Here is a 24,417-nt window from a genome sequence, read left to right as displayed (position 1 = left end):
AAAAAGGTGGTTAACCTATAGATGAGAAAGGGAAATGAAGAAGATGACTGAGACATGGATTGAATAGTGGAATGAAAATATGGTGAATGCCATGGTATGTGGTCAAAGCGTTTTTCTTTCTCGTTGGCTTCGTTTTGATCGGCTTGGCTGTCCATGTCGGGTTGGTGTTGGCGTAAAGGGGTTTCTCATCATAAAAAAGCGATGTTCCGCTGACGCGACATCGCTTTTTCTCATACAATATGTTTCAATTCGCCCTCATCCATGCGTTTGTTAAGCGCCGCCATGAACTTGTCCTGTTTGTGGTGAAGCACATGTTCCAACACGAATTCATGATAGCCCTGTTCGAACAGAAGATAAAGTACGCTTCGGTAGATTTTGGGGCGATGGGGTTGGGTCGGATCGATGAGCTGGATGCTGGTTTCATCATATTCTTTGGTCGTTTCCAACAAGAAGAGGGTGCTTTGGCGCCCATTGGGCAAGGTAAACGCATATTCTTCCAGCACATAACGATTCCGGTTTCCGCTGAATAGGATGCGCTCCTTGGGGATGAGCGGGAGGTGTTGTTGTTTTAGGATGTGGGGTGAGATGGTCAGATCGAGGCGGTCATGTTGCGTTGAGATGAAGCGACGGACCGCTTTGTAGTTGCCAAGAGCGGGAACAAGGGAAACACGTCCAAGAAACGTTTGGATAATCAGTTTATTCCCGATGATTTTGTATCCGAACAAAATGTCTTGGTCGATAAAGCCCCAGCCCTTTGGTGAAAGGGAGATGCGGCCCAAACACAGGAGCTGTTGCAATTTGACGCGCAACAATTGCAGATGCGGGCACGGGCTGATTCGCTCGATCCAGCGTTCATACGCATGGGTATCGATGTGTACGGTCAACTTCGTTGAAGCGACGGGGACACGATGGTGATGCGTGTGGCGTCGTTGCCGCTTCACGACGTGTATGAGCTCATGCTTGCTGAGATGTTTATCATAAAACGGATAACATGTCCAATTGGTAAGTTTGATCTTTTTATTAATGAACGTCTTACTATTTAAGACCTGATAACTAAGAGGATTTCGTTTGATTTCATTAATCCGATTTTTGGAAGGGAGTGGTGTGTCGGATGGCCTGTGGCTATACATGGGAGCCACTCCTTTCTTTATTTGACTAGGATCGGAACCGGCCCGGTCCTATGCTTAGACAGGATGAGAAAAAATGGGTTGTATATTCATAGTATCATAAGTAACTGGATTTATGCGAATATTTTTATACATTTCCACAAATAGAATTTTCATGTTTTTCGCGTGTGAGGTTCGCATGTTTTGATTGAAAAGAAGCCTTTTTCGTCATGTTGTTTTGTTGGGAAAATCATTCATTTTAACCAAATGGGATCAATCTCGATTTAGGGCTATGGTTATAGTTAATATGGGCAAGCTACCCTCTCATCCGAAAAGGAGAGGGTGGAGTGAAAAAAGTGTTCTATTTGCGGATCATTCATATCCAGCCACACACCCAAGTTATCTCAATACATTAATACCCGTTTTTAATAAAAGTTATGATCATATTCACATAAAACCTTGACAAAACTCTGAATATTCTATTACGATAAAAACAAACAAGCGCTTGTTTTACAGAAAGGGTCGACCTATGCCAAGACGAGGAAGAAGAGAAGAGATTCTAGCCATCGCTTGTCGCTTGTTCAGTCAAAAAGGGTATCATGGCACGACAATTCGCGATATTTCCGAAGCGTGTGGCATTTTGGCTGGAAGTTTATATGCCCATATCAATACCAAGGAAGATTTGTTGTTTGAGATTACGGACCGTGGGGCAGACGCATTTTTGCGTTCGCTTACGCCCATTGTGGAAAGCGACGTCCCCGCCCGGCAGAAACTCAAGTTGGCTGTCCGTGCGCATATCCAAGTGGTGGAAGCGAATCTGGAAGCGGCTACGGTCTTTTTCCATGAATGGAAAGCTTTGACGGGCGAACGGTTTTCCCAGATTCAAGAGAAACGCGACCAATATGAGGGATTGTGGGCGACGATTTTGGCGGAGGGCGTTCGTGAAGGAATCTTTCAGCTCCAGGATGAGAAGTTTGCCCGTTTGTTGGTCTTGTCGGTGGGAAACTGGATTTACCAATGGTATCGCCCCGACGGCGAGTTGTCGGCGGAAGAGATCGCGGATCGCTTTGTGTCGTTGATGTTGCATGGCTTTGCGAGATAGAGCTGGGGGGAGAGAGACTTGGAAGAGTACCGCTACGAATCGTTTATGGAGCGGCTCCGGCGCGGGGAGAAGATCGAAGCGACCGATTGGATGCCGGATGAATACCGAAAACTGTTGATCAAATTGATCCATATGCATGCGGTAAGCGAGATCATGGGCGCTTATCCGGAAAAAGAATGGGTTCCCAAAGCGCCCAGCTTGCGGCGCAAACTGGCGATCATGGCCAAGGTGCAGGATGAGATGGGACATGGGCAGCTATTGTTGCGCGTCGTGGAAGATTTGTGCGCCCCATGGGGCAAAACGCGTGAGGGGCTCATCGAAGACATTTATCGGCAACGGGTGAAGTTTCACAATGTCTTTCACATGGAAGCTCGTACCTGGGCCGATGCGGGGGTGATTGGATGGCTGGTGGATGGAGCCGCGATCATTAACCAGGCGGCGCTCCTGGAAACGTCCTACGCCCCTTATGCCCGGGTATTGAAGCGCATTTGCGCGGAAGAGAGTTTCCATATGCAGCATGGGGAGAATATCATCTTGGCTTTGGCGATGGGAACGGAAGCGCAACGCGAGATGTTGCAAGAGGCGGTCAATTATTGGTGGGAGTCGTTGTTGTTCTTTTTTGGCCCCAAAGAGGTCACTGCGGCGGCGGAGCGAATGCTTTACTATGGCATCCGCACTAAGACGAATGAGGAGTTGCGGCAAAAGTTTTTGGACAAGTATGTGCCGCGCATCCGGTCACTTGGCCTGACGGTGCCCGATCCGGAGTTGCGCTATGATGAGGCGGACCGATGTTGGCGCTATTCGGAGCCGGATTGGGAGAAGTTTGGCCGGATCGTGCGCGATAGTCTGGGCCCCAAGTCGCAGGAACGGATGGAGTTGCGCCGTCATGCCCACGAAGGTCAGCGCTGGGTGCGTGAAGCGATGATTCGTTCCCGGGCTTTGGTGCATGCGGTATGAGGTGGGATCAAATGACTGAAAAAATGGAATATGGCATCTATGAAGTGTTTGTGCAACGGACGCATCTGGATCAGCATGCCCATGTGGGCAGTTTGCTGGCCCCTTCCGCCGATGTGGCGGTGCAGGTGGCGCGGGAAAACTTTTTGCGGCGGGAGAAGGCGGTCAACTTGTGGATCGTTCCCCGGGAACACATCACAGCCACTCCTTATGCCGATGAATGGTTGGGCCGCGAGTTTGACCGGAGTTACCGTGAAGTGGCCGGTTATACGGAAAATGGGCGATTGTGGCGCATGTTCAAAGAGAAAGCGCTAACATTGGAGGAAATCGTGGCCTATGTGGAGAGCCGTGATAAAGGAGGGCGAGGGAATGGAGATCAGAGACGCAGCCCAGGCCCGTAACCATCCGGATTATTGTCAGGTTTTGACCCAGTGGCTGTACCAATTGGCGGATGATGAATTGACATTGGGTCATCGGGATTCGGAGTGGCTGGGTCTGTGTCCCGATATCGAAGGGGATGTCGCTTTCAGTTCCATTGCGCAAGATGAAGTGGGGCACGCGGTGTTTTACTTTGAGCGGTTGCATGAGTTGGGTGAACCCCATCCCGATCTGCTTGCCTTTGCGCGAAAGAGCAGTGAACGGCGCAATGCGCGGCTGGTGGAACAGGAAAATGGCGATTGGGCCTACTCCATTCTGCGCCATTTTCTCTACGATGTCTTTGATGCGGTTCGCCTCGAAGCGATGCGGGAATCCAGCTATCTTCCCCTTCGTCATGGCGTGGCCAAGATCCAGCGGGAAGAAGTGTATCACCTGTTGCATATGAAGACTTGGCTGATCCGGATGGGAAGGGCGGGTGGAGAAGCGCGCCAACACTTGGACGAAGCGGCAGGGCGGATGTGGTTCCAACTGGGTGACCTTTTTTCCTTTGGCGAGCGGGAAGAAGCGCTCCTGCAGTTTGGGATCGTTCGCCTCTCCGCCGCCGAATGCAAAAGGCAGTGGCAGGAGCAAGTAAAAGCGGTTTTTCAACAAGCGGAACTCCCATGGCCGGGTGAGATCCCACCAGTGGAGCGAGATGGCCGCTTAGGCCAGCATGATCCCGCCCTGGAACAACTGTTGGCGACGCTGACCGAAGTGTACCGCCTCGATCCCGCAGCGAGGTGGTGAATGGGATGATGACAGAGGCAGATTGTTGGAAGCGGTTACAGGAAGTGAAAGATCCGGAGATTCCCACCGTGAGTGTCGTGGAGATGGGGATGGTCCATGAGGTGGAGGTGATGCCGGGACGGATACGGATTGCGATGATGCCGACTTTTGTGGGATGTCCGGCACTTGAACAGATTCGCGAACAGGTGATTCGGGAGTTGTCTCGACAGTCGGGTGTGAACGATGTGGAAGTCACCTTTATCTTTGATCCACCATGGACGAGTGATCGGATCACTTCCGAGGGAGCGCGGAAGTTAAAGGAGTTTGGGATTGCGCCGCCCGGAAGGGAGGTGGATGAGTTTCCACCCTGTCCTTACTGCGGTGAAGAACAAGGAGAAGTGGAGAACCTGTTCGGACCGACGGCCTGTCGGGCGATCTACTACTGTAAGCGCTGTCGTCAACCGTTTGAAGGGATGAAAAAAGTGTGACCAAAGGAGTTGGCGTGATGTATCAGCCCGCAGTGGAGGCGATGGAGAGACAGGAGTTGACTCGGCTACAGGAGCAGCGCTTACGGGAAACCGTGCAACGCGTTTATGCGCATGTGCCGTTTTATCGGGCGAAGTTACAGGAGGTCCGCATCGATCCCGAGGCGTTTCGCGGGTTGGCCGAGCTGGAGCGGTTGCCGTTTACCTGCAAAAAAGATTTGCGTGACCAGTATCCGTTTGGTTTGTTTGCCGTGCCACTCACCAAGATTCGCCGGCTGCACGCCTCATCGGGAACCAAAGGGAAACCGACGGTGGTGGGTTATTCGGAACGCGATTTGCGCATGTGGAGTGAGGTCTGTGCGCGGGCGATGGTGGCGGCGGGTGGCAAACCGGGCGATGTGTTCCACAATGCTTATGGGTATGGGTTGTTTACCGGTGGTCTGGGGATGCACGCGGGGGCCGAGCGATTGGGCATGGTCACCGTACCGGTGTCGGGCGGCGGACGCATGCGGCAGATGACGCTGATCGAGGATTTTTGCCCAGATGTCATTGCGGGCACGCCTTCTTTTATCTTGAGCTTGGGAGAAGCGATGATCCAAGCGGGCAAACATCCCCATGGCACATCGGTGAGAGTTGGCGTCTTCGGCGCGGAGCCATGGTCCGATGAGATGAGAAAGGAACTGGAGTCGGTGTGGGGCATTCATGCGGTGGACATTTACGGTTTGTCCGAGGTGGTGGGGCCGGGGGTGGCGATTGAATGTTGGCAGGCGAAAGAGGGCTTGCATATTGCGGAGGATCATTTCTTGGTGGAGGTGATCGATCCGCTAACCGGAAAATCGCTACCGGAAGGAGAGGTGGGTGAATTGGTTTTCACCACCTTGACCAAAGAGGCGTTTCCGATTCTCCGCTACCGGACAGGTGATCTGGCGAGTGTCACGAGTGAGCCGTGTCGCTGTGGGCGCACGCACCGCCGGATGTCGCGCATCAAGGGACGCATCGACGATATGTTGATCATCCGCGGAGTGAACGTGTTTCCGATGGAGATCGAGCCCATTGTGATGGCACAACCCGAACTGAGCCCCTACTATCAACTGGTCGTGGAGAAGGAGGGGGCGTTGGATCGGCTGACGGTAGAGGTGGAGGTGTCGGAATCCTCATTCAATATGGTGGATATCCAAGCGTTAACCCTGCGATTGGAGCATACATTGAAAGAGAGTTTGGGCATTGCGGCCCGTGTGCGCGTGACGATGCCAGGCGCGTTGCCGCGCAGCGAAGGGAAAGCGGTCCGCATCCTCGACCGCCGCTGACCGGAAGTGTTCCCAACAAGGGTGAATGGCGGAACGGCTGTGGAAATCCAGGATAATGACAAAGCCTAGAAGAGGAAGATTTTTGCCTGTACCATCCTGATGGAGCGACCATAGAACGCAGACTCAAAAATCGACTCCGGGGCCACTTTGTTAGCAAGCTCAAATCCCTTATATCCAAATCGAAAGGATGATCATGATGGTGAAATTGGTTGCGTTATATAAACAACCGGAAGACAAACAGGCGTTTGACGAGCATTATTTTCAGGTTCATCTGCCTTTGGCCCGGAAAATGCCGGGCCTGATCAAAGCGACTGTGACCAAATACGGGACCACGCCGATGGGAACCGAATCCCCATTTTACTTGCAAGCGGAGATGTACTTTGAGAATCAGGATGCGCTCACACATGCGATGAAATCCCCTGAAGGCAAAGCGGCGGCCAAAGATGTGATGTCCTTTGCCGGAAAACTGGTCACGATGATCATCGGGGAAGAGGTAGAGTGAGCGGGGAGTGGGTGACGAGGCCGGCGGTGATCGGCGCCGGAACGATGGGGATGGGGATTGCGGAGGTGTTGGCAACGGCGGGCTACCCGGTATCCGTATGGGAAAAGTCACCCCCCGTGTTGGAACGGGCTCGTGCGCAATTGGAAAAACGCTTGGTGGCGAGGGTAGCGAAAGGGCGCTTGTCCAATGAAGAAGCGCGTGCCATAACCAAACGCATTCAACCGGTGCAGAGATTTGAGGAGTTGGCCGAGTGCGAATTGGTGATTGAAGCCATCGTGGAGCAACTGGAAGCCAAACAATCCCTGTTTGCCCAGCTGGATGAACTGGTTGCCCCCACGGCCATCCTCGCTTCCAACACCTCTTCGCTGTCCATCACTTCTCTCGCGGGTAGCACCAAGCGGCCTGAACGGGTGTTGGGGATTCACTTCTTCAATCCGGCGCCCCTCATGCCTTTGGTTGAGGTGGTGCGGGGAGCGGAAACGGCACAGCCCTTGGTTGAGCGCGTTTGCGCGTGGTTGGCCGGCATGGGCAAAGAGCCGGTGCAGGTGGCGGATGGTCCCGGCTTTCTGGTGAACCGGGTGGCGCGTTCGTTTCATACCGAGGCGGTTCGGATGGTCGCCCACAAGCTGGCGCGCAAAGAGCAGGTGGATCGCATTTTAGAGGGAGCCGGCTTTAAGATGGGGCCGTTTGCGTTACAAGATTTGATAGGCATTGATGTCAATTTTGCGGCTTCCGTTTCCGTGTATGAAGGAACCTTTCATGAAGCGCGGTTTCGTCCGCACTATCAGCAGCGACAAATGGTCGAACGGAAAGCGTTAGGACGAAAGACGGGAAAGGGGCATTACCGGTATGAAGGATAAGGTGGTGATTCTGGGGACTGGAACCGCCAGGGAACAGCTGGTGTCTTTCCTTGCGTCCCGGCGGGTGGCGACGATTCCGTTGGAGCAGATGGCGCTTTATGAAGTGCTGGCCGTCTTCGATCTGGAAACGGGCTGTGATGATCGCAAACGCGTTTGGCTTACCCGGGTTGAACAGGTCATCCCTTCCCAAGTGCCCATTTTCACCTCGGTTCTGCATCGGACAGCCACGGAGATTGCCTCATGGTTGGCCCATCCCGCACGGGTGGTCGGTTTTTCCCCTTTGCAGTTTGCGGACATGCCGGTGTTGGAGGTGAGTCGTCCCATGCAGGCGGAAGGGGACGCTGGATGGCCGGCTCATCTGCAAGTATTGACGCGCTGGGGGAAAGCGGTGGAGGAAGTGGGGGATGAGCCGGGACTTGTATTCCCGCGTACCTTGGCCTTGCTGGTAAATGAAGCGGCCTTTGCCTTGGCGGAGGGAATCGCCGCCAAAGAAGACATCGATCTGGCGATGCGCAAAGGGACAAACTGGCCGTTTGGTCCGTTGGAATGGGCCGATCACGTCGGGATTGACCAGATTGTCGCCATCTTGACGGGACTACACCGGGAGCTGGGGGAGGAACGCTACCGTCCGGCTCCACTCCTGCGCAAAATGATCTATGCCGGATATGTGGGCCGGGCGAGTGGGCGGGGATTCTACCGTTATGAGGACAAGTTGGCACAGAAGGGAGAAGAGGGATGAAACGGCGCGAAGTCGTGGTTGTCGATGCCGTAAGGACGCCGATCGGTCGGTTTCAAGGCGCTTTGAGTTGGGTGCGTCCCGATGACTTGGCCGCCCATGTCATTCGGGCATTAGTGGAGAGAAATCCGGAACTGCGTTCGGAAGAGATAGAAGATGTCGTGTTGGGATGCGCCAACCAAGCAGGAGAAGATAACCGCAATGTGGCGCGGATGGCGTTGTTGCTGGCGGGGTTGTCGGAACGGATTGGCGGAACCACGGTGAACCGTTTGTGCGGTTCGGGGCTGGAGGCGATCAACCAAGCGGCCGCCGCGATCCAGATGGGTTGTGGCGATGTGATGATTGCCGGCGGCGTGGAAAGCATGACCAGAGCGCCGCTCGTCATGTTGAAACCGGAACAAGGTTGGGCTCGCGGTGACCAGGCCTTGGTGGACACCACCTTGGGTTGGCGCTTTACCAATCCGCGCTTGGCCGCCCGTTATGAGCCGATCAGCATGGGGGAGACGGCGGAAAATGTGGCGGAGAAGTTCGGCATCTCACGTGAGGCCCAAGATCGCTTCGCGTACGAAAGTCAGCAACGCGTCAAACAGGCCCGACAGCGAGGAGCCTTTCTGGCGGAGTTGGTGCCTGTGCCGGTGACGACAGGGAAAGGGGAGACCGTCCCGTTTGCTGAAGATGAGCATCCCCGTCCGCACACGACCCTTGACAAGTTGGGACAACTGCCGCCGGTGTTTCGGCCGGGCGGGACAGTGACGGCCGGCAACTCGGCAGGAATCAACGATGGAGCGGCGGCACTCCTATTGATGGAACAAAAGACAGCGGTTCGGTTGGGTTGCCGTCCCATGGCGCGGCTTGTCACCTTCGCCGTGGCGGGGACCAATCCGCTCTACATGGGAATGGGACCCGTGGCGGCAACAAGAAAAGCGTTGGCCCGGGCGGGGCTTACGGTGGGAGAACTGGACTTGATTGAACTGAATGAAGCGTTCGCGGCTCAAGCGCTCGCTTGCATGCAAGAGTTGGAGTTGGATCCGGCCAAAGTGAATGTCAATGGTGGGGCGATTGCGCTCGGGCATCCGCTGGGGGCTAGTGGCGCGAGGATCATGACCACGTTGGTGCATGAATTGAAGCGCCGGGAGGGTCGCTATGGGTTGGCGACCATGTGCATTGGTGTAGGACAAGGCATTGCCACGGTGATTGAACGCATCTGAAGCATATCATCTTCATCAACCAAAGGAGCGGTGTTGTCAAATGCATACGGAAAAAATGGCTCTCTTAAAAGAAAAATATGACTTGCTGATCAATGGGGAGGCGGTGCCCAGCGGTGCCGGGGAAACATTTACCGTCTACAATCCCGCCACAGGCGAGCCGATTGCGCAAGTGGCCAAAGCGACCCGCGCGGATGTGGATCGCGCGGTGGAAGCGGCCCGCGCCGCCTTGACGCAAGGCAAATGGGCGCGGTGGCCCGCTTCCCGCCGTGGACAGATCTTAACCAAGATCGCCTCGATCATGCGGCAACGTTTTCAAGACTTGGTGGAGTTGGAAGTGCTGAATACGGGGAAAGCGCTCTCGGCGGCGAAAGGCCAAGTGATGCAAGCGATTGAGGATTTTGAGCTCTATGCGGGAGCGGTGACCACCATTCAGGGACAAACCAAACCGGTGCCCAACGGTTTTTTCCATTATTCCGTCAAAGAGCCGGTAGGCGTATGCGCGCAAATCGTGCCATGGAACTATCCGCTCATGATGGCGGCGTGGAAAGTAGCCCCGGCTTTGGCGGCGGGTTGCACCATCATCTTGAAGCCGGCGAGCCTGACTCCCTTGACGGCGCTGGCGTTGGCGGAGATTTGCCACGAGGCGGGAGTGCCGGGCGGGGTGATCAATGTCATTACAGGCAGCGGCGCCGATGTGGGCTCCTACCTGGTTGAACATCCCGGCGTGGATAAAGTGGCGTTTACCGGCGAGACGACCACCGGCAAAGACATCATGGCCAAGGCATCGGAAACGTTGAAGCGGGTCACCCTGGAACTGGGCGGGAAATCGCCCAATCTCATCTTTGCCGATGCCGATCTGGATGCGGCGGTGAATGGAGCCGTCTTCGGCATTTATTACAACACCGGCCAATCCTGTGAGGCGCGTTCCCGCTTGTTGATTCAAGAAGAGATTTATGATGAGTTTATCGAACGGTTTATTGAGAAAACGCGAAAGTTGAAACTGGGTGATCCTTTCAGTGAAGATACTCATGTGGGTGCCGTCATCTCACAAGCCCAATGGGATACCATCCACTCCTACGTCCAAGCGGCGGAAGCGGAAGGCGCACGGATTCTCTACGGCGGCAAGCGGCCGGAGGGGGAAACGTTCAAACGGGGGCACTGGTATATGCCGACTCTGATCGGTGACGTGACCAATGATATGCGGGTCGCCCAAGAGGAGATTTTTGGCCCCGTGGTCGTCGCGATCAAATTCAAGGATGAGCAGGAAGCGATCCAGTTGGCCAACGATACGGTTTATGGCTTGGCGGCGGCGGTCTGGACGCGTGACCATGCCCGCGCCCATCGGGTGACGGCCCAATTGAAAGCCGGTGTCATCATGGTGAACAATCCATTTTCCACATTCCCCGGTCTGCCATTTGGCGGATATAAGCAGTCCGGTTTTGGCCGGGAATTGGCGTTGGAATCGCTGGACCTGTATATGGAGACAAAAAGCGTACTCTCCTATGTAGGGCCGAAGCCGCTCAATCCATTTGGTCTGTAGGAGGGAACGCATGAAACCGGGACTTGAGCCAGGGTATCAAGAAACGATCTCCATCGTGGTCTCGGAAGAGATGGCGGCCGCTTTTGCCGGACAAATGGTGCATCCGGTCTTATCCACGGTGCACCTGGTGTACTATATGGAGTGGGTGGGCCGCCAAGTGATCTTGCCGTTTCTGGAAGAGGGAGAGGAAGGCGTCGGGGCCGCCATCCAGATTCGCCACACCGCTCCCGCCCCCATCGGCAAGCGCGTCACCTTTACCGCGACCGTAACGGAACAGACCGAATATAAAGTCGTGTGCCAAGTGAAAGCGGAACACGACCGGGCCGTGGTTGGAGAAGGGGAATTTGTGCAGGTGATCCTGCCCATAGAGAAAATCCAGGCCAACATCGAACGGATGAAATAAAAAACCGGCAACCCCAAAGAGTTTCCCGGGGTTGCCGGTTTTTTTCTTTTGATGAGCAAAAACCGCTCTTCGTGTTAATAAAAAAATAAAATAATGTGTTGACATAATGATAAACCCGTGGTAAATTTATAAATGTCGCTACGACATATTAAAATTTCATAAACGAGCCGAAGTGGCGGAATTGGCAGACGCGCACGACTCAAAATCGTGTTCCCAAAAGGAGTGTGGGTTCGAGTCCCACCTTCGGCACCAAACCAGAGTGTATGCTCTGGTTTTTTCTTTCATAGACAAATGCATTTTTTCGTTTCATCAGGCGGACACATCATCTTCTTTTTTTCTTCCCGCATACGATGTTGTTGGGATGAACAAAACGGGTTCATCCCTCAATCCAACGGGAAAAGGTGAAGAAAAGATGAATTTGATGAAACGTTTGGGAAACTGGGGCTTTATCGCTTCGTCTGTTGCTTTTGCCGCGCTGGTTGCCCGATTGTTTGGAGTGGAGTTTGTGGGGGAAGATGTTCAGACCACTGTGGACGTGGTGTTGTCCATTCTGGTCGCCTTGGGACTGATCAATGACCCCACTACCAATAACAAAGGGTATCTTGATGATCCCAGTACTTGAGACTCCACACGGCTGAAGCCGTGAGATTCTTGGATAGTTAGCGCACTCAATCCATTTCTGCTTCATGCAACTCCCAAGTTCAGGGCTGTCTCATCAGCCCGTCCCATGCAGTTCTACAACTCATGTTGCATGTACCCACATGGGCGGAACGCCTATTACCAGCGTTCTAGTTCCGTTTTACTCACTCTCATGATTTTACCCAGTGGGAGAGATTGGTTCGCCACTGGAACCCCATATCATGACGTACAGAGGAACAAAACCCACTACCAGTGGGATGAGCACCGCTCATGTGTTAGATTGTACTGAAAATTGTTACTCTTAACAATCACATAAAGGGATTACCGAGCAACGCCGACTTTCATCTCATCCTTGAAAGAGTTGGGCTTTCAGTCGGCAACTTCTGTAAAATGGCCGGTTGAAAAATTTAATTAAGGGTTGTTGACATTATTTATGATGCGTGTTAAATTATATCTTGTCGCTTAAACCGCGATCTGAAATAAGCAAGTCGGGATGTGGCTCAGCTTGGTAGAGCACCTGGTTTGGGACCAGGGGGTCGCAGGTTCGAATCCTGTCATCCCGACCATTTTGTTGCTTAACGCATGAAGTGCGATGAACATAGATAATCGGGATGTGGCTCAGCTTGGTAGAGCACCTGGTTTGGGACCAGGGGGTCGCAGGTTCGAATCCTGTCATCCCGACCATTTCCTTGCTTAACGCCGAAGTGCGATGAACATATATACCGGGATGTGGCTCAGCTTGGTAGAGCACCTGGTTTGGGACCAGGGGGTCGCAGGTTCGAATCCTGTCATCCCGACCATACAAAAAAAGGAGGCCGTTCATGGGTCTCCTTTTTATTTTATCGTTTGTTCCGATAAGGTCGGCAACAGAAAATGTTCGATGAGATGAGAGACGGCGTGTTCATCATGGCGCGGCACGATAACATCCGCTTGTTGCAGGACCTGTGGGTGCGCGTTGGCGACGGCGGCTCCCAATCCCGCCAGTTGCAACATCGCCAAATCGTTGCAATGGTCTCCGATCGCCGCCAATTGACGGGGCTCCAGTTGCAACTGATGCAGGAGTTTGGCGATGGCCGCCCCTTTGGAACTGCCACGCGGCAAGATCTCAAAATAATTGTCGGCTGAGAGGATGGAGTCAAGCGGGAAAGAATGAAGCGTCTTTGACCATGCGACAACTTGGGGCATCTCTTGCGGATCGGCAATGATCACCACTTTGAGATAAGGAACTTCCGGAAGTGTGTCGAATGAGTCAAGGGTGACAACATTCAACTCCAAATTTCCTTCAGCGGTCAACTCCGCTCGCGTCGCAGGGCTAAGCTGGGTGATGTAGATGGTATCGATGCCATAGGCGATCAGTTCCATGGGACAAGCCACGCGCTCCATCGCATCGGCCAACAGCCGCTTGATCAAGGTGACGGGTAAAGTCGTAACCGGGAGCAACCGTTTGGTGGCTGGTTCAAACAGAAGCGTTCCATTACATAGGATGACTGGAAAATCGAGTTCCAATTCATCAATAAAGTGTTTGGCTTCCATATAAGTGCGCCCGGTGGCCAAGGTGAAAACGCCGCCTTGTTTTCGGAACCGGGCAATGCTGCGCTTGTTCTCGGAAGAAATCCGCTTGTGGCCATCAAGCAAGGTGCCGTCAATATCGGATACCAATAAAGGATAAGGCAATGTGTTCATCATAAGATCCACTCCTTTGTCAATTTCAGCATACCTGGGTGGGTTCAAGCGGGGATTGAGGAATGGTTAATTTTTTGATGAATCTTTTACAGAGTATAACATATGAGAAGACCAACCGCCCTTTCCATCAGCGGAATCGCATCGTACAATGAAAAGGTCATGGGGAACGCTTCTGTTGCCGCACTTGGACAGAAGGGTGAGGGTTTGGAGCAATATAGAGGAGAGGAGACGGAGAGGATGCGGATGGGATTGGATGAATTATATCATCGTGTGAAGGATTGCGCCATGTGCCCGTTGCATCTGCGGCGCACGCAAGTGGTCCTTGGCGAAGGAAATCCCCATTCTCCGCTGATGATTGTGGGTGAAGGGCCGGGAGCGGACGAGGATCGCATGGGTCGTCCCTTTGTGGGAAAAGCGGGACAATTATTGAATAAAATGTTGGCGGCGGCTGAGATTCCACGGGAGCAAATCTACATAACCAATATTGTCAAATGTCGCCCACCGGGCAATCGGACGCCGACCGAAGAGGAAATGAACACATGCATCTCCATCTTGCGCCGGCAATTTCTCGTGATCCGCCCCAAAATCATTGTGACGTTGGGTTCCGCCCCCACACGGGCCTTGATTGATCCACAGGCGAAAATCACCCGGGTTCGCGGACAGTGGGTGGAGAAAAAAGGCGTGCGGTTCATGCCGACGTTTCACCCCGCCTATCTGTTGCGCAATCCGGAGGCGAAACGGGAGGCTTGGGCCGATTTCCAACAGATTCGCGATGCTTACAAACATGTGCTGGCCCAAGCCGACCATACGGCAGGACATATAGATTGAGCTAAGTAGGTGATCGAGACAATGGAACGATTGCGAAGCATTTTGACCCGCATCGATGGAAAAGGATACAAGGCTTACAAAGACCTTGCGGGGGAGTATCGTTTTCCGCACTTTCAATTATTTATCGACTATGTGCAAGGAGACCCCTTTGCCTCGCCGTCGCGCATCCGCGTGCGGGTTCCCAGCGCGCAGATTGCTTGGAAACCCGAGTGGATGTCCGATGAATCACGCCTTACCGCGCTGGAAGATTGGTTTGTCCGCAAGTGGGTGCGGCAGCTTGAGCGGTTGACGCTCCGCGTGTCGGGCACGGGCAAAAGCGGCCTCATCACCATCGACCGTCCGGGACAGGCTGTGTTGAAGCGGACAGCGGTGGTCGTCACACCACACTGGATGGAAGCCCGTCTCTCTATCGGGTTGCCGGCGCGGGGACGGACCGTGCTGGGCAAGGCCGCCGCCGACATGTTGCTGACGGCTTTGCCACAGTGTGCCAAACAGGTGTCCACGCTGGATGAAGCGGACCAGCGGGCAATAGAGAAACGGATGCAATTGGTGGATAACCAACAAGCGATTCGCCGGGTGATGCGGGAGCGTGGCTGGATCGCTTTCGTGGCGGATGGGGCGATTTTGCCGCGGGAAAGCGGCATCAGCGACCGGCCTTTGCGCGGAGGGCAGGTGATTCCGTTTACGGCACCGACTTCCTTGCGTCAAACGGTGTCGGTCCCGCATGGGGGAGCGATCAGCGGAATGGCGATTCCTGAGGGGGTCACTTTGATCGTGGGCGGAGGTTACCACGGAAAAAGCACGCTCCTCAAAGCGATTGAACGGGGAGTGTACAACCATGTTGAAGGGGACGGACGGGAGTATGTGTTAACGGACCCCGATGCGGTCAAGGTGCGGGCGGAAGATGGGCGTCGGGTGGAGAAGGTGAATATCTCCCCCTTTATCAATCATTTGCCGTTTGCCCGCGATACGGTAAGGTTTTCCACGGAGGATGCCAGCGGAAGCACTTCGCAGGCGGCCAATATCATGGAAAGCCTGGAGCTGGGCTGCCGTTGTTTGCTGATTGACGAGGATACGAGCGCGACCAATTTCATGATCCGCGATGCCCGCATGCAGGCGTTGGTGGCCAAAGGGAAGGAGCCAATCACCCCCTTTATCGACAAGGTGCGGCAACTCTATGAAGAGAAGGGGGTGTCCAGCATCTTGGTAATCGGCGGTTCGGGGGACTATTTTGATGTGGCGGATCATGTCATCATGATGGATCAGTATCTTCCCCATGATGTGACCGCTCAGGCCAAAGAGATCGCCCGGAGCTTTCAAAGCGAACGCAAACGGGAGGGCGGCGCCTCCTTTGGCGAGATCACTTCGCGTGCGCCCTTGAATAAAGGGTTTGAGGCCGATCGAAGAGGGCGGGAGAAAATCGAGGCCAAAGGACGGCACACGATTCTTTATGGCACCCAGACGATTGATTTGTCCGCAAGTGAGCAATTGATCGATTCCAGCCAAACCCGAGCGATTGCGCTGATGTTGCGTTGGATCAGTGAACGGGCGGATGGACGCACCAGCTTGCGGGAGTGGCTTGAGGCCGGATTGGCGGAGGTGGAAGCCCAAGGGTTGGATATCCTCTCACCTTATAGGGGCAAACATCCGGGCGATTTGGCCCTGCCACGCAAATATGAAATTGCTCAGGCGGTGAATCGCTTGCGTTCCCTGCAAGTAAAAGGAGAGAACAGCGGATGAAAGAAGTGATTATTTATACCGATGGCGCCTGTTCGCACAATCCGGGTCCGGGAGGATGGGCGGCGGTTCTGCTGTATGGACAACATCGCCGGGAGATTTCGGGCGGAGAAAAGGATACGACCAATAACCGGATGGAGCTGTTGGCGGTCATCGAAGCTTTAAAGCTGTTGAAAGAGCCTTGCCGGGTCAAATTGCACTCGGACAGCGCCTACATCGTCAATTGTTTCCAACAAAAATGGTATGTGAAATGGATCAAAAACGGCTGGGTGACTTCCAGCAAAAAGCCGGTCGAAAACAAAGACTTATGGCAAGAGTTATTGTCTTTGTGCGAAGAACATGAGGTGGAATTCATCAAAGTGAAAGGGCACAGCGATGTGGAACTGAACAACCGGTGTGACGAATTGGCTCGGGCGGCCGTGCCGAAGTAGGGCAGAAACTGGCAAGAGCCGAGCGGGCCGGCGTGGTATAATTTCTTTTCAGAAGAGAGGGCCGGAAGGGGAGTAGAAGCTCCGCAGTGGAGTATCAGGATAAAGACAAACCCAATGGGAGAGAGATTTTTGCCTGTACCCTGGGGGTGAAATTCGTTACTGGGAGCTACTTCCCGATCAAGCGACCAAGGAACGAAAACTCAAAAATCGATTCCGGGGCTATATTGTCGGCTAGCTACGAAGGTTAGTTCTTTTAGCTCACAAAACAAGAAGGGAGGGGAGTCATGTGAACGGAGCGGAACTGAAACAAAAACTGATGGCCAAAGCAAAGGAAATCGGCATCGATAAAATCGGATTCACCACCGCGGACCCGTTTATTGAGCTGAGGGAACGGTTGAAAGAGAGTCAGGACAAAGGCTACGCCTCCGGTTTTGAAGAACCGGATATCGAAAAACGGGTCAGACCGGAACACTCCTTGCCTGAAGCCAAATCGATCATTGCCATCGCACTGGCTTACCCCTCCAAATTAAAAAATCCCCCCCGTTCGGAACCGGGTGCTTACCGGGGGATCTTTTGCCGTGCGTCTTGGGGGGAAGATTATCACCATGTCCTGCGGGAGAAGTTAACTTTGTTGGCCGCTTACTTGCAGGAGCTGGTGCCGAAAGCGCGGACGCAAGTGATGGTGGATACGGGAGCCTTGTCCGATCGGGCCGTCGCTGAGCGGGCGGGCATCGGTTGGAGCGGGAAGAATACCTCCATCATTACGGAAGAGTTTGGTTCATGGGTGTATCTGGGGGAAATGATCACCGACGTTTATCTCCCGCCCGATACTCCCGCCACGGATGGGTGCGGCGATTGCACGATCTGCATCGACGCGTGCCCAACCGGCGCGATTGTGCAGGCGGGGCAACTGAACGCGCAAGCCTGCATCGCCTACTTGACGCAAACCAAGGGCTTTCTCGCCGAAGCATACCGCACCAAGTTGGGCAATCGCTTGTATGGGTGCGACACATGCCAGACGGTATGTCCCAAGAATCGCAAAATCCACTTTGATCACCAAGCGGCGTTTCAACCCGATCCGGAAAAAGTGAAGCCTTTGTTAAAGCCATTGCTCCATATGAGCAACCGCGAGTTCAAGGAGAAATATGGACAAATGTCCGGCTCTTGGCGCGGCAAGAAGCCGATCCAGCGCAATGCCATCATCGCGCTGGGCCACTTTAAGGATCAAACGGCGATCCCTGACTTGATCGAGCTGTTGATGAATGATCCGCGTCCGGTCATTCGGGGCACAGCCGCTTGGGCTTTGGGGAGAATCGGGGGTCAAGCCGCCGAAGAGGCTTTGCGGCAAGCGAAAGGCAAGGAGCAAGCGGAAGAAGTGTTGCGGGAGATCGATAAGGCATTGGACATGGCTCATGCTGGATAAATACGGTTCACAACCCCTGCGAAGCGCAAATCGCAGGGGTTTTTCCTTGCGTTAGGCTCCACGTCAACAGCCCCGACGCCACGCATGACTACCAGGTTCGCCAATGGACCTTTTCCACCTGATGTTCCGCGCCTTTCTTCACAATGAGTTTGGCCCGGTGCCGTTGGGGATGGATATGGGTTCGGAGGTTGGGCAAATTAATCTCATACCAAGCTTGCTCTCCGATGGAGATCGCCTCATCGTCGGGCAGGTTGGCCAGGTCGCAATAATACGATTGCGGCGCATTGCGGGCCAAACTGAGGAATTCGTGAAACCGCTTCATGAACCAAGAGAACAGGTGCTCTTCTTCCGCATCGAGATAGATGAGCAGATCGAACAAGCTTTGAATGGGCGTCGCCGTGACCGTGGTTTGCGGATGAAGCAAGTTGACTCCTTCGATCAGCAGAATATCCGGTTGGGAAATCGTTTGCACCTGATCGGGCACGAGGTCATAGAGTAAATGCGAATATACCGGAATCTGCGCTTCGGGAGCTCCTGTTTTCATTTCGAGCATAAATTGTAAAAATCGTTTCCAGTCATAGCTTTTGGGAAATCCTTTTTTCTCCAGAATGCCCCGTTCATGCAAGATTCGGTTCGGAAGCAAAAAGCCATCGGTTGAAACGATCTCCACTCGCGGCTGTTCCGGAAACAGGAGAAACAATTCCTTCAGCACTTGGGCAAACGTGCTTTTACCGGAAGCGGAACTTCCCGTAATCCCAATGATGTAAGGGGAATGGGGCCATGCCTGCTGAAAAAAGTTTTCCCACATATGTTGAGACGAGCGTGTTTGTGAGATATGCAGGTATAACAGGTGAGAAAGTGGAAGGTACACCTCGGCCATTTCTTCGGCGGAGACGAGCAGAGCGAGGGGAGATGACTGAAGCTGTTGAGGTACGGTATAGGCAGGCAACCACTGAACGAGATCTTGCCGATCAAAAGTGAAAAAGGCTTTTTTTGTCATGATATCCACCTTCTCTGTATTGGGATGTAAAAGTCTTTTACCATTGATCCTGAGCAAGATAAGCGAAGAATGACAAATGGATTTGTTAACTCGCTCTCCTCATGCTTGGGAACTCACTTAATAATTATATAAATGGAGAGGTAATCCCTGCTGAATAAGATTTTCCCAAAACCGGTTCTATTTAATAAAAATGGGGAATGGGGCAGGTGATGCTTGGGGGCATTGGACTGATCAGGGTTCGTTCTCCTGACATGGCTTTTTCATCCTGCTAAAAAGTGGGTATTTTTTTTGCGCGCACGGATTTAAAAAAGCGGTATGATAAAGGGAGAACCGGTTGTTGGTCCTGTCTCGCACTATCCGCCAGTTGGGATAGATGGAAGGGGAGATGGAAAGGACAAACGGTAGCTGATTAATCCGAATAGGGAAATCCGGAGTGAAATTGGTTGAAACTTATTTGGGATCATTTCCGTCAATAACAAATGTAATCTGCTTTGTTCGTATAAATAAACCTCGTCAAAATAATATTTTCATTGTAAAATAAAGAGAATTGCAAGTAGGGAGGGTTCCTTTGATGACCCCTGGGTCACAGAGCATTGTCTGGAGTCAAATGGATAGTCCGATTGGGCCGTTAACTTTGGTGGCCAGTCATCATGGTTTGTGTCATATCATGTTTAGCCGCAAAAACGCTCCGACATTGGGATTGCAAATGTGGTTGAACAATTGGTTTCCCAATCCAAGATTACAGCGACATGATCAGGAGTTGCAGCCATACATCACACAATTGGAGGAATATTTCAATAAAGAGCGGCGTGAGTTTGACCTTCCAATCGATTTGTATGGTACACCATTTCAAAAAATGGTATGGCGATATTTGCGGACCATTCCGTATGGAGAAGTCCGCAGCTATAAAGAAGTGGCACAGGGTATCGGCGCTCCCAAAGCGGTGCGTGCAGTAGGAGGGGCCAACAATAAAAATCCTGTCTCCATCGTGATCCCCTGCCATCGGGTGATCGGTTCCAATGGTTCGTTGGTTGGGTATGGAGGCGGACTTCATATCAAGGAATATTTGCTTACTCTAGAGGGATGGCTTAAACCAAATAATGAACATAAATAGAGCAGCGTGGGCTGCTTTTTCTTTTTTGTAATAGATTTTTCCCCCTCTTCATAAAGGTTTATTAAAGAAGTGGGAGGAGTGGGGAAACATGACTTATCAACGCGCGCGCGCCGTACAATATGCGGAGACTTTTTGGAACCGACCCAATCCATATTATGTAGCGTTTGCGGATGATTGCACCAACTTTGTGTCGCAATGCTTGCATGCGGGCGGTTTGCCGATGACCCGTGGTTGGTGGTATCGACGGGGACGGGGCAGACGGGCGACCTGGAGCCACACTTGGACGATGGCCCATTCGCTGCACCAATTTTTGAAGCGTGGCGGCCCGACGGGAAGAACGCGGGAAGTGAGTGATGTCAGTCAACTGCAATGGGGGGATGTCATCTGTTATGATTGGGAAGGGGATGGTCGGTGGAACCATAACACCATCATTACAGCCTTCGACGCGGCTGGAAGTCCGCTCGTCAATGCCCGCACGATCAGCCGCCAACATTTTCCGTGGGACTATAGGCAATCCCATGCTTGGACACCCAGAACCCGATATGCATTTTTACATATTGAATAGATTCAGGTAAAATAATAGGAAGAACCTGAGTTAGAAAGATGGAAGGGATGTCACTGTGCCGTTTCATATCGTGTTGGTGGAACCAGAAATCCCACAAAACACCGGGAATATCGCCAGGACCTGTTCCGTGACGGGTGCGCAGTTGCACCTGGTGCACCCACTCGGCTTCAAAATCGATGATGCCAAATTAAAACGGGCCGGGTTGGATTACTGGGATGAGTTGAATATCCAATATCATGATTCCTTTGCCCAATTAAGAGAGAAGTATCCAGAGGGGCGTTTTTTTTGTGCAACGACCAAAGCGAAGAAAGCCCATACGGAGTTTCAGTACCGACCGGGGGATTTCTTTGTGTTCGGCAAAGAGACGAAAGGATTGGCGCCGGACATCCTGGCTGCCCATGAGGAAACGCTGATTCGGATTCCGATGAAGCCGGAAACACGTTCGCTGAACCTTTCGAACTCGGCCGCGATTATCTTGTATGAAGGCTTAAGGCAAATCCATTTCCCGGGGCTTAGATAGAAAAAGGAACAGAGGAAGTACTTGGCCCGGGAAATAGGCGCATGCTACGCCGAAACGCCCGACCCTGCCCGGGATGGGCCTGGCGGATTTAGTTTGACTAGTCAGTTCAAAAAAGGTTGATTGGCATTCATCTCCTCCGTTATCCAACGCCACTGCAGCATGGCGGCAAGGGCACGGAGAAAGACGGGAACTGACCGGACAGAATATACCAATCGTTAAAGGAAGGGAACAGGCATGATCAAAGCGTGCTTATTTGACTTGGATGGAACGTTGCTTCCCATGGATACGGAGGCTTTTGTGAAAATATATTTAGGTGCCTTGGCCCCGCAAGTGGCGCACCTTATTCCTCCGGACAAGCTGGTGAAAATGATCTGGCACGCCACTGAGGAAATGATCAAAAACGTGGATGAGAACGTAACCAATGAACAAGTGTTTGAACGCGTCTTCCTGCAACTTTGCGGTCTGAACAAAGGGGACATTTGGCCTATTTTTGATCGATTTTACCGTGATGAATTTCCTAAGTTGAAAGGCCATGTCGGCCATAATCCACTCATGCGTGAAGTGGTGCAAGCGGCGGTGGACAAAGGCTACAAAGTGGCCGTGGCGACCAACCCGGTCTTCCCCAAAGAAGCGATCCATGAGCGGATGCGCTGGGCGGGCGTCGACGACTTGCCATTTGAAGTTGTCACCGTCTATGAAGAGATGCACTTTTGCAAGCCGCAACCCAAGTACTATCTGGAAGTGGCGAAGCGGCTGGGCGTTCAGCCCGACGAATGCGTCATGATCGGCAACGACATGCAAGAAGACATGGTCGCATCCACCGTCGGCATGAAAACATATTATCTTCATCAACATCGCATTGACCGTGGCCGGCCGGTCTACCCCTTCGATATGGAAGGAACCGCGGAAGAGCTGTTGGCGGCGATTCGTGAAGGCAAAGGCGTCTTCGCCCAAGATGTCAAGTTGGCGAATTGAATCATCTACATGAATGACGAAATTCATTTCAAAAAACCTTGGATTTTTTCCAAGGTTTTTCTATCTTTTTCCTTTATTATTTGATAAAATAGAAGTAACAACTTTCTATCTGTAGCATATATATGCTATAAATATCGCCTTTTACTCTCTCGAAACAGATATCTGTCGTCACCAGGGGACCGCTTAGGCAGTTTTATCAGAAAAATCAAACTCCTTGTTTGGTCGCTTGACCGCAGGAGAGGAGGCTTTCCATGGACATTCTCAAACGCATTGCCGAGTATCGAAACCGAGAGAAAGAACTTCAATGGGAAGGAACCTTCGCCGAATACCTGGATATCGTTAAGAAAAATCCCCGAGTGGCTCAAACCGCGCATTCTCGAGTCTATGACATGATCGCAAAAGCCGGTGTTGAAACCGACTCTCAAGGGAATAAAAAATATCTTTTCTTCAGCAAGGAGCTATTCGGACTGGAGCGCGCGATTGAGCGTCTGGTCGAAGAATACTTCCATTCGGCGGCACGTCGTCTAGATGTGCGTAAACGGATCCTTCTCCTGATGGGGCCTGTCAGTGGAGGTAAATCCACCATTGTCACCATGTTGAAAAAGGGATTGGAAGAGTATTCGCGTACGGAGGATGGCGCTCTCTATGCCATTAGGGGATGCCCGATGCAAGAAGAGCCGCTCAACTTGATTCCGCGTGAACTCCGCCCTGAGTTTGAGAAAGAGTTTGGCTTGCGCATTGAAGGCAATCTTTGCCCCTCCTGCCGCTTCCGGTTGCAAGAGGAATATGACGGACGCATTGAAGATGTGATTATCGAACGGGTGCTTCTGTCCGAAGATGAGCGTGTCGGGATTGGGACGTTCAGTCCGTCTGACCCCAAATCGCAGGATATCGCCGACTTGACGGGGAGCATCGATTTTTCCACCATCACGGAATATGGTTCCGAATCTGATCCGCGGGCCTATCGGTTTGATGGGGAGCTAAACAAAGCCAACCGTGGCTTGATGGAGTTTCAAGAGATGCTGAAGTGTGATGAGAAGTTCTTGTGGAACTTGCTTTCGCTCACGCAAGAGGGGAACTTTAAGGCAGGACGCTTCGCTTTGATCTCCGCCGATGAAGTAATTGTGGCGCACACCAACGAGACGGAATACAAAGCCTTCATTGCCAACAAGAAGAATGAAGCGCTCCAATCGCGGATCATTGTGATGCCCGTGCCGTACAACTTGAGTGTGACCCAGGAAGAGAACATCTACAGGAAATTGATCCAACAAAGTGATTTGGCCCACATCCACATCGCTCCGCATTCACTCAGAGCCGCCGCGATATTCTCCGTCCTGACCCGCCTGAAAGAATCCAAGAAACAAGGTGTCGACCTGCTCAAGAAGATGCGCCTCTATGATGGGGAAGCAGTCGAAGGCATGGCTGACATCGATATGGAAGAACTGCGCAACGAACATCTGGATGAAGGGATGAACGGCATCGACCCCCGTTATGTGATCAACCGCATCTCCAGCGCATTAATCAAAACGGATGCCAACTTTGTCGGTGCATTGGACATCTTGCGCTCCCTCAAGGAAGGATTTGACCAACATCCATCCATTACCCCGGAACAGCGCGAGAAATACCTCAACTTCATTTCCATCGCCCGCAAAGAATATGATGAAATCGCCAAGAAAGAAGTGCAGAAAGCCTTTGTCTACTCGTATGAAGAATCTGCCAAAACCTTGATGGACAACTATCTTGACAATGTTGAAGCCTACTGCAACTGGCAAAAGATTCGTGACCCGATCACCGGTGAAGAGCTGGAGCCAGATGAAAAACTGATGCGCTCGATCGAAGAGCAAATCGGCATTTCCGAAAACGCCAAAAAAGCATTCCGCGAAGAGATCCTCATCCGCATTTCCGCCTATGCCCGCAAAGGCAAACGCTTTGACTACAACACGCATCCACGCCTTCGAGAAGCGATTCAGAAAAAGCTGTTCGCCGACTTGAAAGACGTGGTGAAAATCACGACCTCCACCAAAACTCCAGACGAAAACCAATTGAAGAAAATCAACGAAGTGATCAATCGCCTGGTCGAAGATTACGGGTACACGCCGGCGAGTGCCAATGAGTTGCTCCGTTATGTCGGGAGTCTCTTGAACCGGTAAGGTTGG

At 52.6% G+C, this 24,417-nt stretch carries 25 protein-coding genes and 4 tRNA genes; 26 read left to right on the top strand and 3 right to left on the bottom strand.

Annotated features, from left to right (window positions below; translation table 11 throughout):
- Positions 1-230: 230 nt before the first annotated feature.
- A complete protein-coding gene (locus ACFQNG_RS04255; RefSeq protein ID WP_379863614.1) occupies positions 231-941 on the bottom strand; it encodes a hypothetical protein in 711 nt (236 codons plus the stop codon).
- A 694-nt stretch (positions 942-1,635) separates the two neighbouring features.
- Between ACFQNG_RS04255 and ACFQNG_RS04250 the strand changes: the two genes are divergently transcribed.
- The 17 genes from ACFQNG_RS04250 to ACFQNG_RS04170 all read left to right on the top strand — a co-directional run bounded on the left by ACFQNG_RS04250 (position 1,636) and on the right by ACFQNG_RS04170 (position 12,785).
- Positions 1,636-2,208 (top strand): TetR/AcrR family transcriptional regulator, encoded by a 573-nt coding sequence (locus tag ACFQNG_RS04250; protein ID WP_379863613.1) that lies wholly within the window; start codon positions 1,636-1,638, stop codon positions 2,206-2,208.
- Between the two features lie 45 nt (positions 2,209-2,253).
- The gene (gene paaA, locus ACFQNG_RS04245) at positions 2,254-3,165 is read left to right on the top strand and encodes a 1,2-phenylacetyl-CoA epoxidase subunit PaaA (RefSeq protein ID WP_379863636.1); all 912 of its coding nucleotides are present in this window, start codon (positions 2,254-2,256) and stop codon (positions 3,163-3,165) included.
- Positions 3,166-3,176: 11 nt separating this feature from the next.
- Positions 3,177-3,563 (top strand): phenylacetic acid degradation protein, encoded by a 387-nt coding sequence (locus tag ACFQNG_RS04240; RefSeq protein ID WP_379863612.1) that lies wholly within the window; start codon positions 3,177-3,179, stop codon positions 3,561-3,563.
- Positions 3,532-4,326 (top strand): 1,2-phenylacetyl-CoA epoxidase subunit PaaC, encoded by a 795-nt coding sequence (gene paaC / locus ACFQNG_RS04235; RefSeq protein WP_379863611.1) that lies wholly within the window; start codon positions 3,532-3,534, stop codon positions 4,324-4,326. The genes ACFQNG_RS04240 and paaC overlap by 32 nt, the downstream gene beginning before the upstream one ends.
- A 5-nt stretch (positions 4,327-4,331) precedes the next feature.
- Positions 4,332-4,793 carry a 1,2-phenylacetyl-CoA epoxidase subunit PaaD gene (gene paaD / locus ACFQNG_RS04230; protein ID WP_379863610.1) on the top strand — a complete coding sequence of 154 codons (462 nt, stop codon included), beginning with the start codon at positions 4,332-4,334 and terminating at the stop codon, positions 4,791-4,793.
- Between the two features lie 17 nt (positions 4,794-4,810).
- On the top strand, positions 4,811-6,097 hold the full coding sequence (locus ACFQNG_RS04225) for a phenylacetate--CoA ligase family protein (RefSeq protein WP_379863635.1): 1,287 nt from the start codon (positions 4,811-4,813) through the stop codon (positions 6,095-6,097).
- Positions 6,098-6,293: 196 nt separating this feature from the next.
- The gene (locus ACFQNG_RS04220) at positions 6,294-6,599 is read left to right on the top strand and encodes an EthD family reductase (RefSeq protein WP_379863609.1); all 306 of its coding nucleotides are present in this window, start codon (positions 6,294-6,296) and stop codon (positions 6,597-6,599) included.
- Entirely contained in the window at positions 6,596-7,459 is an 864-nt protein-coding gene (locus ACFQNG_RS04215) for a 3-hydroxyacyl-CoA dehydrogenase family protein (RefSeq protein WP_379863608.1), read from the top strand. Before ACFQNG_RS04220 ends, ACFQNG_RS04215 begins: the two co-directional genes overlap by 4 nt.
- On the top strand, positions 7,449-8,198 hold the full coding sequence (locus ACFQNG_RS04210) for a 3-hydroxyacyl-CoA dehydrogenase family protein (protein WP_379863607.1): 750 nt from the start codon (positions 7,449-7,451) through the stop codon (positions 8,196-8,198). Before ACFQNG_RS04215 ends, ACFQNG_RS04210 begins: the two co-directional genes overlap by 11 nt.
- The gene (locus ACFQNG_RS04205) at positions 8,195-9,403 is read left to right on the top strand and encodes a thiolase family protein (RefSeq protein WP_379863606.1); all 1,209 of its coding nucleotides are present in this window, start codon (positions 8,195-8,197) and stop codon (positions 9,401-9,403) included. The genes ACFQNG_RS04210 and ACFQNG_RS04205 overlap by 4 nt, the downstream gene beginning before the upstream one ends.
- A gap of 40 nt (positions 9,404-9,443) precedes the next feature.
- A complete protein-coding gene (locus ACFQNG_RS04200) occupies positions 9,444-10,943 on the top strand; it encodes an aldehyde dehydrogenase family protein (RefSeq protein WP_379863605.1) in 1,500 nt (499 codons plus the stop codon).
- 10 nt (positions 10,944-10,953) lie between these two features.
- On the top strand, positions 10,954-11,346 hold the full coding sequence (locus ACFQNG_RS04195) for a thioesterase family protein (RefSeq protein ID WP_379863604.1): 393 nt from the start codon (positions 10,954-10,956) through the stop codon (positions 11,344-11,346).
- Between the two features lie 166 nt (positions 11,347-11,512).
- Positions 11,513-11,598 (top strand) — tRNA-Leu (locus ACFQNG_RS04190).
- A 160-nt stretch (positions 11,599-11,758) separates the two neighbouring features.
- Positions 11,759-11,968, top strand: coding sequence for a phage holin (locus ACFQNG_RS04185; protein ID WP_379863603.1), 210 nt, complete (start codon positions 11,759-11,761; stop codon positions 11,966-11,968).
- Between the two features lie 506 nt (positions 11,969-12,474).
- Positions 12,475-12,551, top strand: a tRNA-Pro gene (locus ACFQNG_RS04180).
- 41 nt (positions 12,552-12,592) lie between these two features.
- Positions 12,593-12,669 (top strand) — tRNA-Pro (locus ACFQNG_RS04175).
- A gap of 39 nt (positions 12,670-12,708) precedes the next feature.
- Positions 12,709-12,785, top strand: a tRNA-Pro gene (locus ACFQNG_RS04170).
- Positions 12,786-12,819: 34 nt separating this feature from the next.
- Here ACFQNG_RS04170 and ACFQNG_RS04165 read toward each other — a convergent pair.
- Positions 12,820-13,671 (bottom strand): HAD family hydrolase, encoded by an 852-nt coding sequence (locus tag ACFQNG_RS04165; protein WP_379863601.1) that lies wholly within the window; start codon positions 13,669-13,671, stop codon positions 12,820-12,822.
- Between the two features lie 99 nt (positions 13,672-13,770).
- On the opposite strand from ACFQNG_RS04165, the gene ACFQNG_RS04160 reads away from it, so the two are divergent.
- From ACFQNG_RS04160 to queG, 4 genes are all read left to right on the top strand, one after another.
- A complete protein-coding gene (locus ACFQNG_RS04160) occupies positions 13,771-14,496 on the top strand; it encodes a uracil-DNA glycosylase (protein WP_379863600.1) in 726 nt (241 codons plus the stop codon).
- Positions 14,497-14,517: 21 nt separating this feature from the next.
- Positions 14,518-16,236: an ABC-ATPase domain-containing protein gene (locus tag ACFQNG_RS04155; protein ID WP_379863599.1), complete on the top strand. Its 1,719-nt coding sequence runs from the start codon at positions 14,518-14,520 to the stop codon at positions 16,234-16,236.
- Positions 16,233-16,664, top strand: a complete 432-nt coding sequence (gene rnhA / locus ACFQNG_RS04150; RefSeq protein WP_379863598.1) for a ribonuclease HI — start codon at positions 16,233-16,235, stop codon at positions 16,662-16,664. The genes ACFQNG_RS04155 and rnhA overlap by 4 nt, the downstream gene beginning before the upstream one ends.
- A gap of 286 nt (positions 16,665-16,950) precedes the next feature.
- Positions 16,951-18,087, top strand: a complete 1,137-nt coding sequence (gene queG / locus ACFQNG_RS04145) for a tRNA epoxyqueuosine(34) reductase QueG (protein WP_379863597.1) — start codon at positions 16,951-16,953, stop codon at positions 18,085-18,087.
- Positions 18,088-18,175: 88 nt separating this feature from the next.
- Here the strand turns inward: queG and coaA are convergent, their stop codons facing one another.
- Entirely contained in the window at positions 18,176-19,087 is a 912-nt protein-coding gene (gene coaA / locus ACFQNG_RS04140) for a type I pantothenate kinase (protein ID WP_379863596.1), read from the bottom strand.
- A 571-nt stretch (positions 19,088-19,658) separates the two neighbouring features.
- On the opposite strand from coaA, the gene ACFQNG_RS04135 reads away from it, so the two are divergent.
- From ACFQNG_RS04135 to ACFQNG_RS04115, 5 genes are all read left to right on the top strand, one after another.
- Positions 19,659-20,201, top strand: a complete 543-nt coding sequence (locus ACFQNG_RS04135) for a methylated-DNA--[protein]-cysteine S-methyltransferase (RefSeq protein WP_379863595.1) — start codon at positions 19,659-19,661, stop codon at positions 20,199-20,201.
- An 88-nt stretch (positions 20,202-20,289) separates the two neighbouring features.
- Positions 20,290-20,766, top strand: coding sequence for an amidase domain-containing protein (locus ACFQNG_RS04130; RefSeq protein ID WP_379863594.1), 477 nt, complete (start codon positions 20,290-20,292; stop codon positions 20,764-20,766).
- A gap of 55 nt (positions 20,767-20,821) precedes the next feature.
- Positions 20,822-21,286, top strand: coding sequence for a tRNA (uridine(34)/cytosine(34)/5-carboxymethylaminomethyluridine(34)-2'-O)-methyltransferase TrmL (trmL, locus tag ACFQNG_RS04125; RefSeq protein ID WP_379863593.1), 465 nt, complete (start codon positions 20,822-20,824; stop codon positions 21,284-21,286).
- Between the two features lie 234 nt (positions 21,287-21,520).
- Complete coding sequence (locus ACFQNG_RS04120; protein ID WP_379863592.1) at positions 21,521-22,261, top strand: HAD family hydrolase; 741 nt, start codon at positions 21,521-21,523, stop codon at positions 22,259-22,261.
- A gap of 251 nt (positions 22,262-22,512) precedes the next feature.
- Positions 22,513-24,411, top strand: coding sequence for a PrkA family serine protein kinase (locus ACFQNG_RS04115; protein WP_379863591.1), 1,899 nt, complete (start codon positions 22,513-22,515; stop codon positions 24,409-24,411).
- Positions 24,412-24,417 lie beyond the last annotated feature (6 nt).

Source organism: Laceyella putida (assembly GCF_042665195.1).
GTDB lineage: Bacteria > Bacillota > Bacilli > Thermoactinomycetales > Thermoactinomycetaceae > Laceyella > Laceyella putida.
Note: the sequence above shows the minus strand (reverse complement) of the source record. Positions and strands in the feature narration are given on the sequence as shown.

What these genes read in the sequence shown, in the direction of transcription:
- ACFQNG_RS04225 (WP_379863635.1), top strand. Translation starts at nt 4,811, where the DNA reads ATGTATCAGCCCGCAGTGGAGGCGATGGAGAGACAGGAGTTGACTCGG.
- ACFQNG_RS04115 (WP_379863591.1), top strand. Translation starts at nt 22,513, where the DNA reads ATGGACATTCTCAAACGCATTGCCGAGTATCGAAACCGAGAGAAAGAA.
- ACFQNG_RS04250 (WP_379863613.1), top strand. Translation starts at nt 1,636, where the DNA reads ATGCCAAGACGAGGAAGAAGAGAAGAGATTCTAGCCATCGCTTGTCGC.
- ACFQNG_RS04200 (WP_379863605.1), top strand. Translation starts at nt 9,444, where the DNA reads ATGCATACGGAAAAAATGGCTCTCTTAAAAGAAAAATATGACTTGCTG.
- ACFQNG_RS04240 (WP_379863612.1), top strand. Translation starts at nt 3,177, where the DNA reads ATGACTGAAAAAATGGAATATGGCATCTATGAAGTGTTTGTGCAACGG.
- ACFQNG_RS04135 (WP_379863595.1), top strand. Translation starts at nt 19,659, where the DNA reads ATGACCCCTGGGTCACAGAGCATTGTCTGGAGTCAAATGGATAGTCCG.
- ACFQNG_RS04120 (WP_379863592.1), top strand. Translation starts at nt 21,521, where the DNA reads ATGATCAAAGCGTGCTTATTTGACTTGGATGGAACGTTGCTTCCCATG.
- paaA (WP_379863636.1), top strand. Translation starts at nt 2,254, where the DNA reads ATGGAGCGGCTCCGGCGCGGGGAGAAGATCGAAGCGACCGATTGGATG.
- ACFQNG_RS04205 (WP_379863606.1), top strand. Translation starts at nt 8,195, where the DNA reads ATGAAACGGCGCGAAGTCGTGGTTGTCGATGCCGTAAGGACGCCGATC.
- ACFQNG_RS04185 (WP_379863603.1), top strand. Translation starts at nt 11,759, where the DNA reads ATGAATTTGATGAAACGTTTGGGAAACTGGGGCTTTATCGCTTCGTCT.
- ACFQNG_RS04165 (WP_379863601.1), bottom strand. Translation starts at nt 13,671, where the DNA reads ATGATGAACACATTGCCTTATCCTTTATTGGTATCCGATATTGACGGC.
- ACFQNG_RS04160 (WP_379863600.1), top strand. Translation starts at nt 13,771, where the DNA reads ATGAGAAGACCAACCGCCCTTTCCATCAGCGGAATCGCATCGTACAAT.
- ACFQNG_RS04220 (WP_379863609.1), top strand. Translation starts at nt 6,294, where the DNA reads ATGGTGAAATTGGTTGCGTTATATAAACAACCGGAAGACAAACAGGCG.
- coaA (WP_379863596.1), bottom strand. Translation starts at nt 19,087, where the DNA reads ATGACAAAAAAAGCCTTTTTCACTTTTGATCGGCAAGATCTCGTTCAG.
- ACFQNG_RS04210 (WP_379863607.1), top strand. Translation starts at nt 7,449, where the DNA reads ATGAAGGATAAGGTGGTGATTCTGGGGACTGGAACCGCCAGGGAACAG.
- ACFQNG_RS04130 (WP_379863594.1), top strand. Translation starts at nt 20,290, where the DNA reads ATGACTTATCAACGCGCGCGCGCCGTACAATATGCGGAGACTTTTTGG.
- rnhA (WP_379863598.1), top strand. Translation starts at nt 16,233, where the DNA reads ATGAAAGAAGTGATTATTTATACCGATGGCGCCTGTTCGCACAATCCG.
- ACFQNG_RS04155 (WP_379863599.1), top strand. Translation starts at nt 14,518, where the DNA reads ATGGAACGATTGCGAAGCATTTTGACCCGCATCGATGGAAAAGGATAC.
- paaD (WP_379863610.1), top strand. Translation starts at nt 4,332, where the DNA reads ATGATGACAGAGGCAGATTGTTGGAAGCGGTTACAGGAAGTGAAAGAT.
- paaC (WP_379863611.1), top strand. Translation starts at nt 3,532, where the DNA reads ATGGAGATCAGAGACGCAGCCCAGGCCCGTAACCATCCGGATTATTGT.
- ACFQNG_RS04195 (WP_379863604.1), top strand. Translation starts at nt 10,954, where the DNA reads ATGAAACCGGGACTTGAGCCAGGGTATCAAGAAACGATCTCCATCGTG.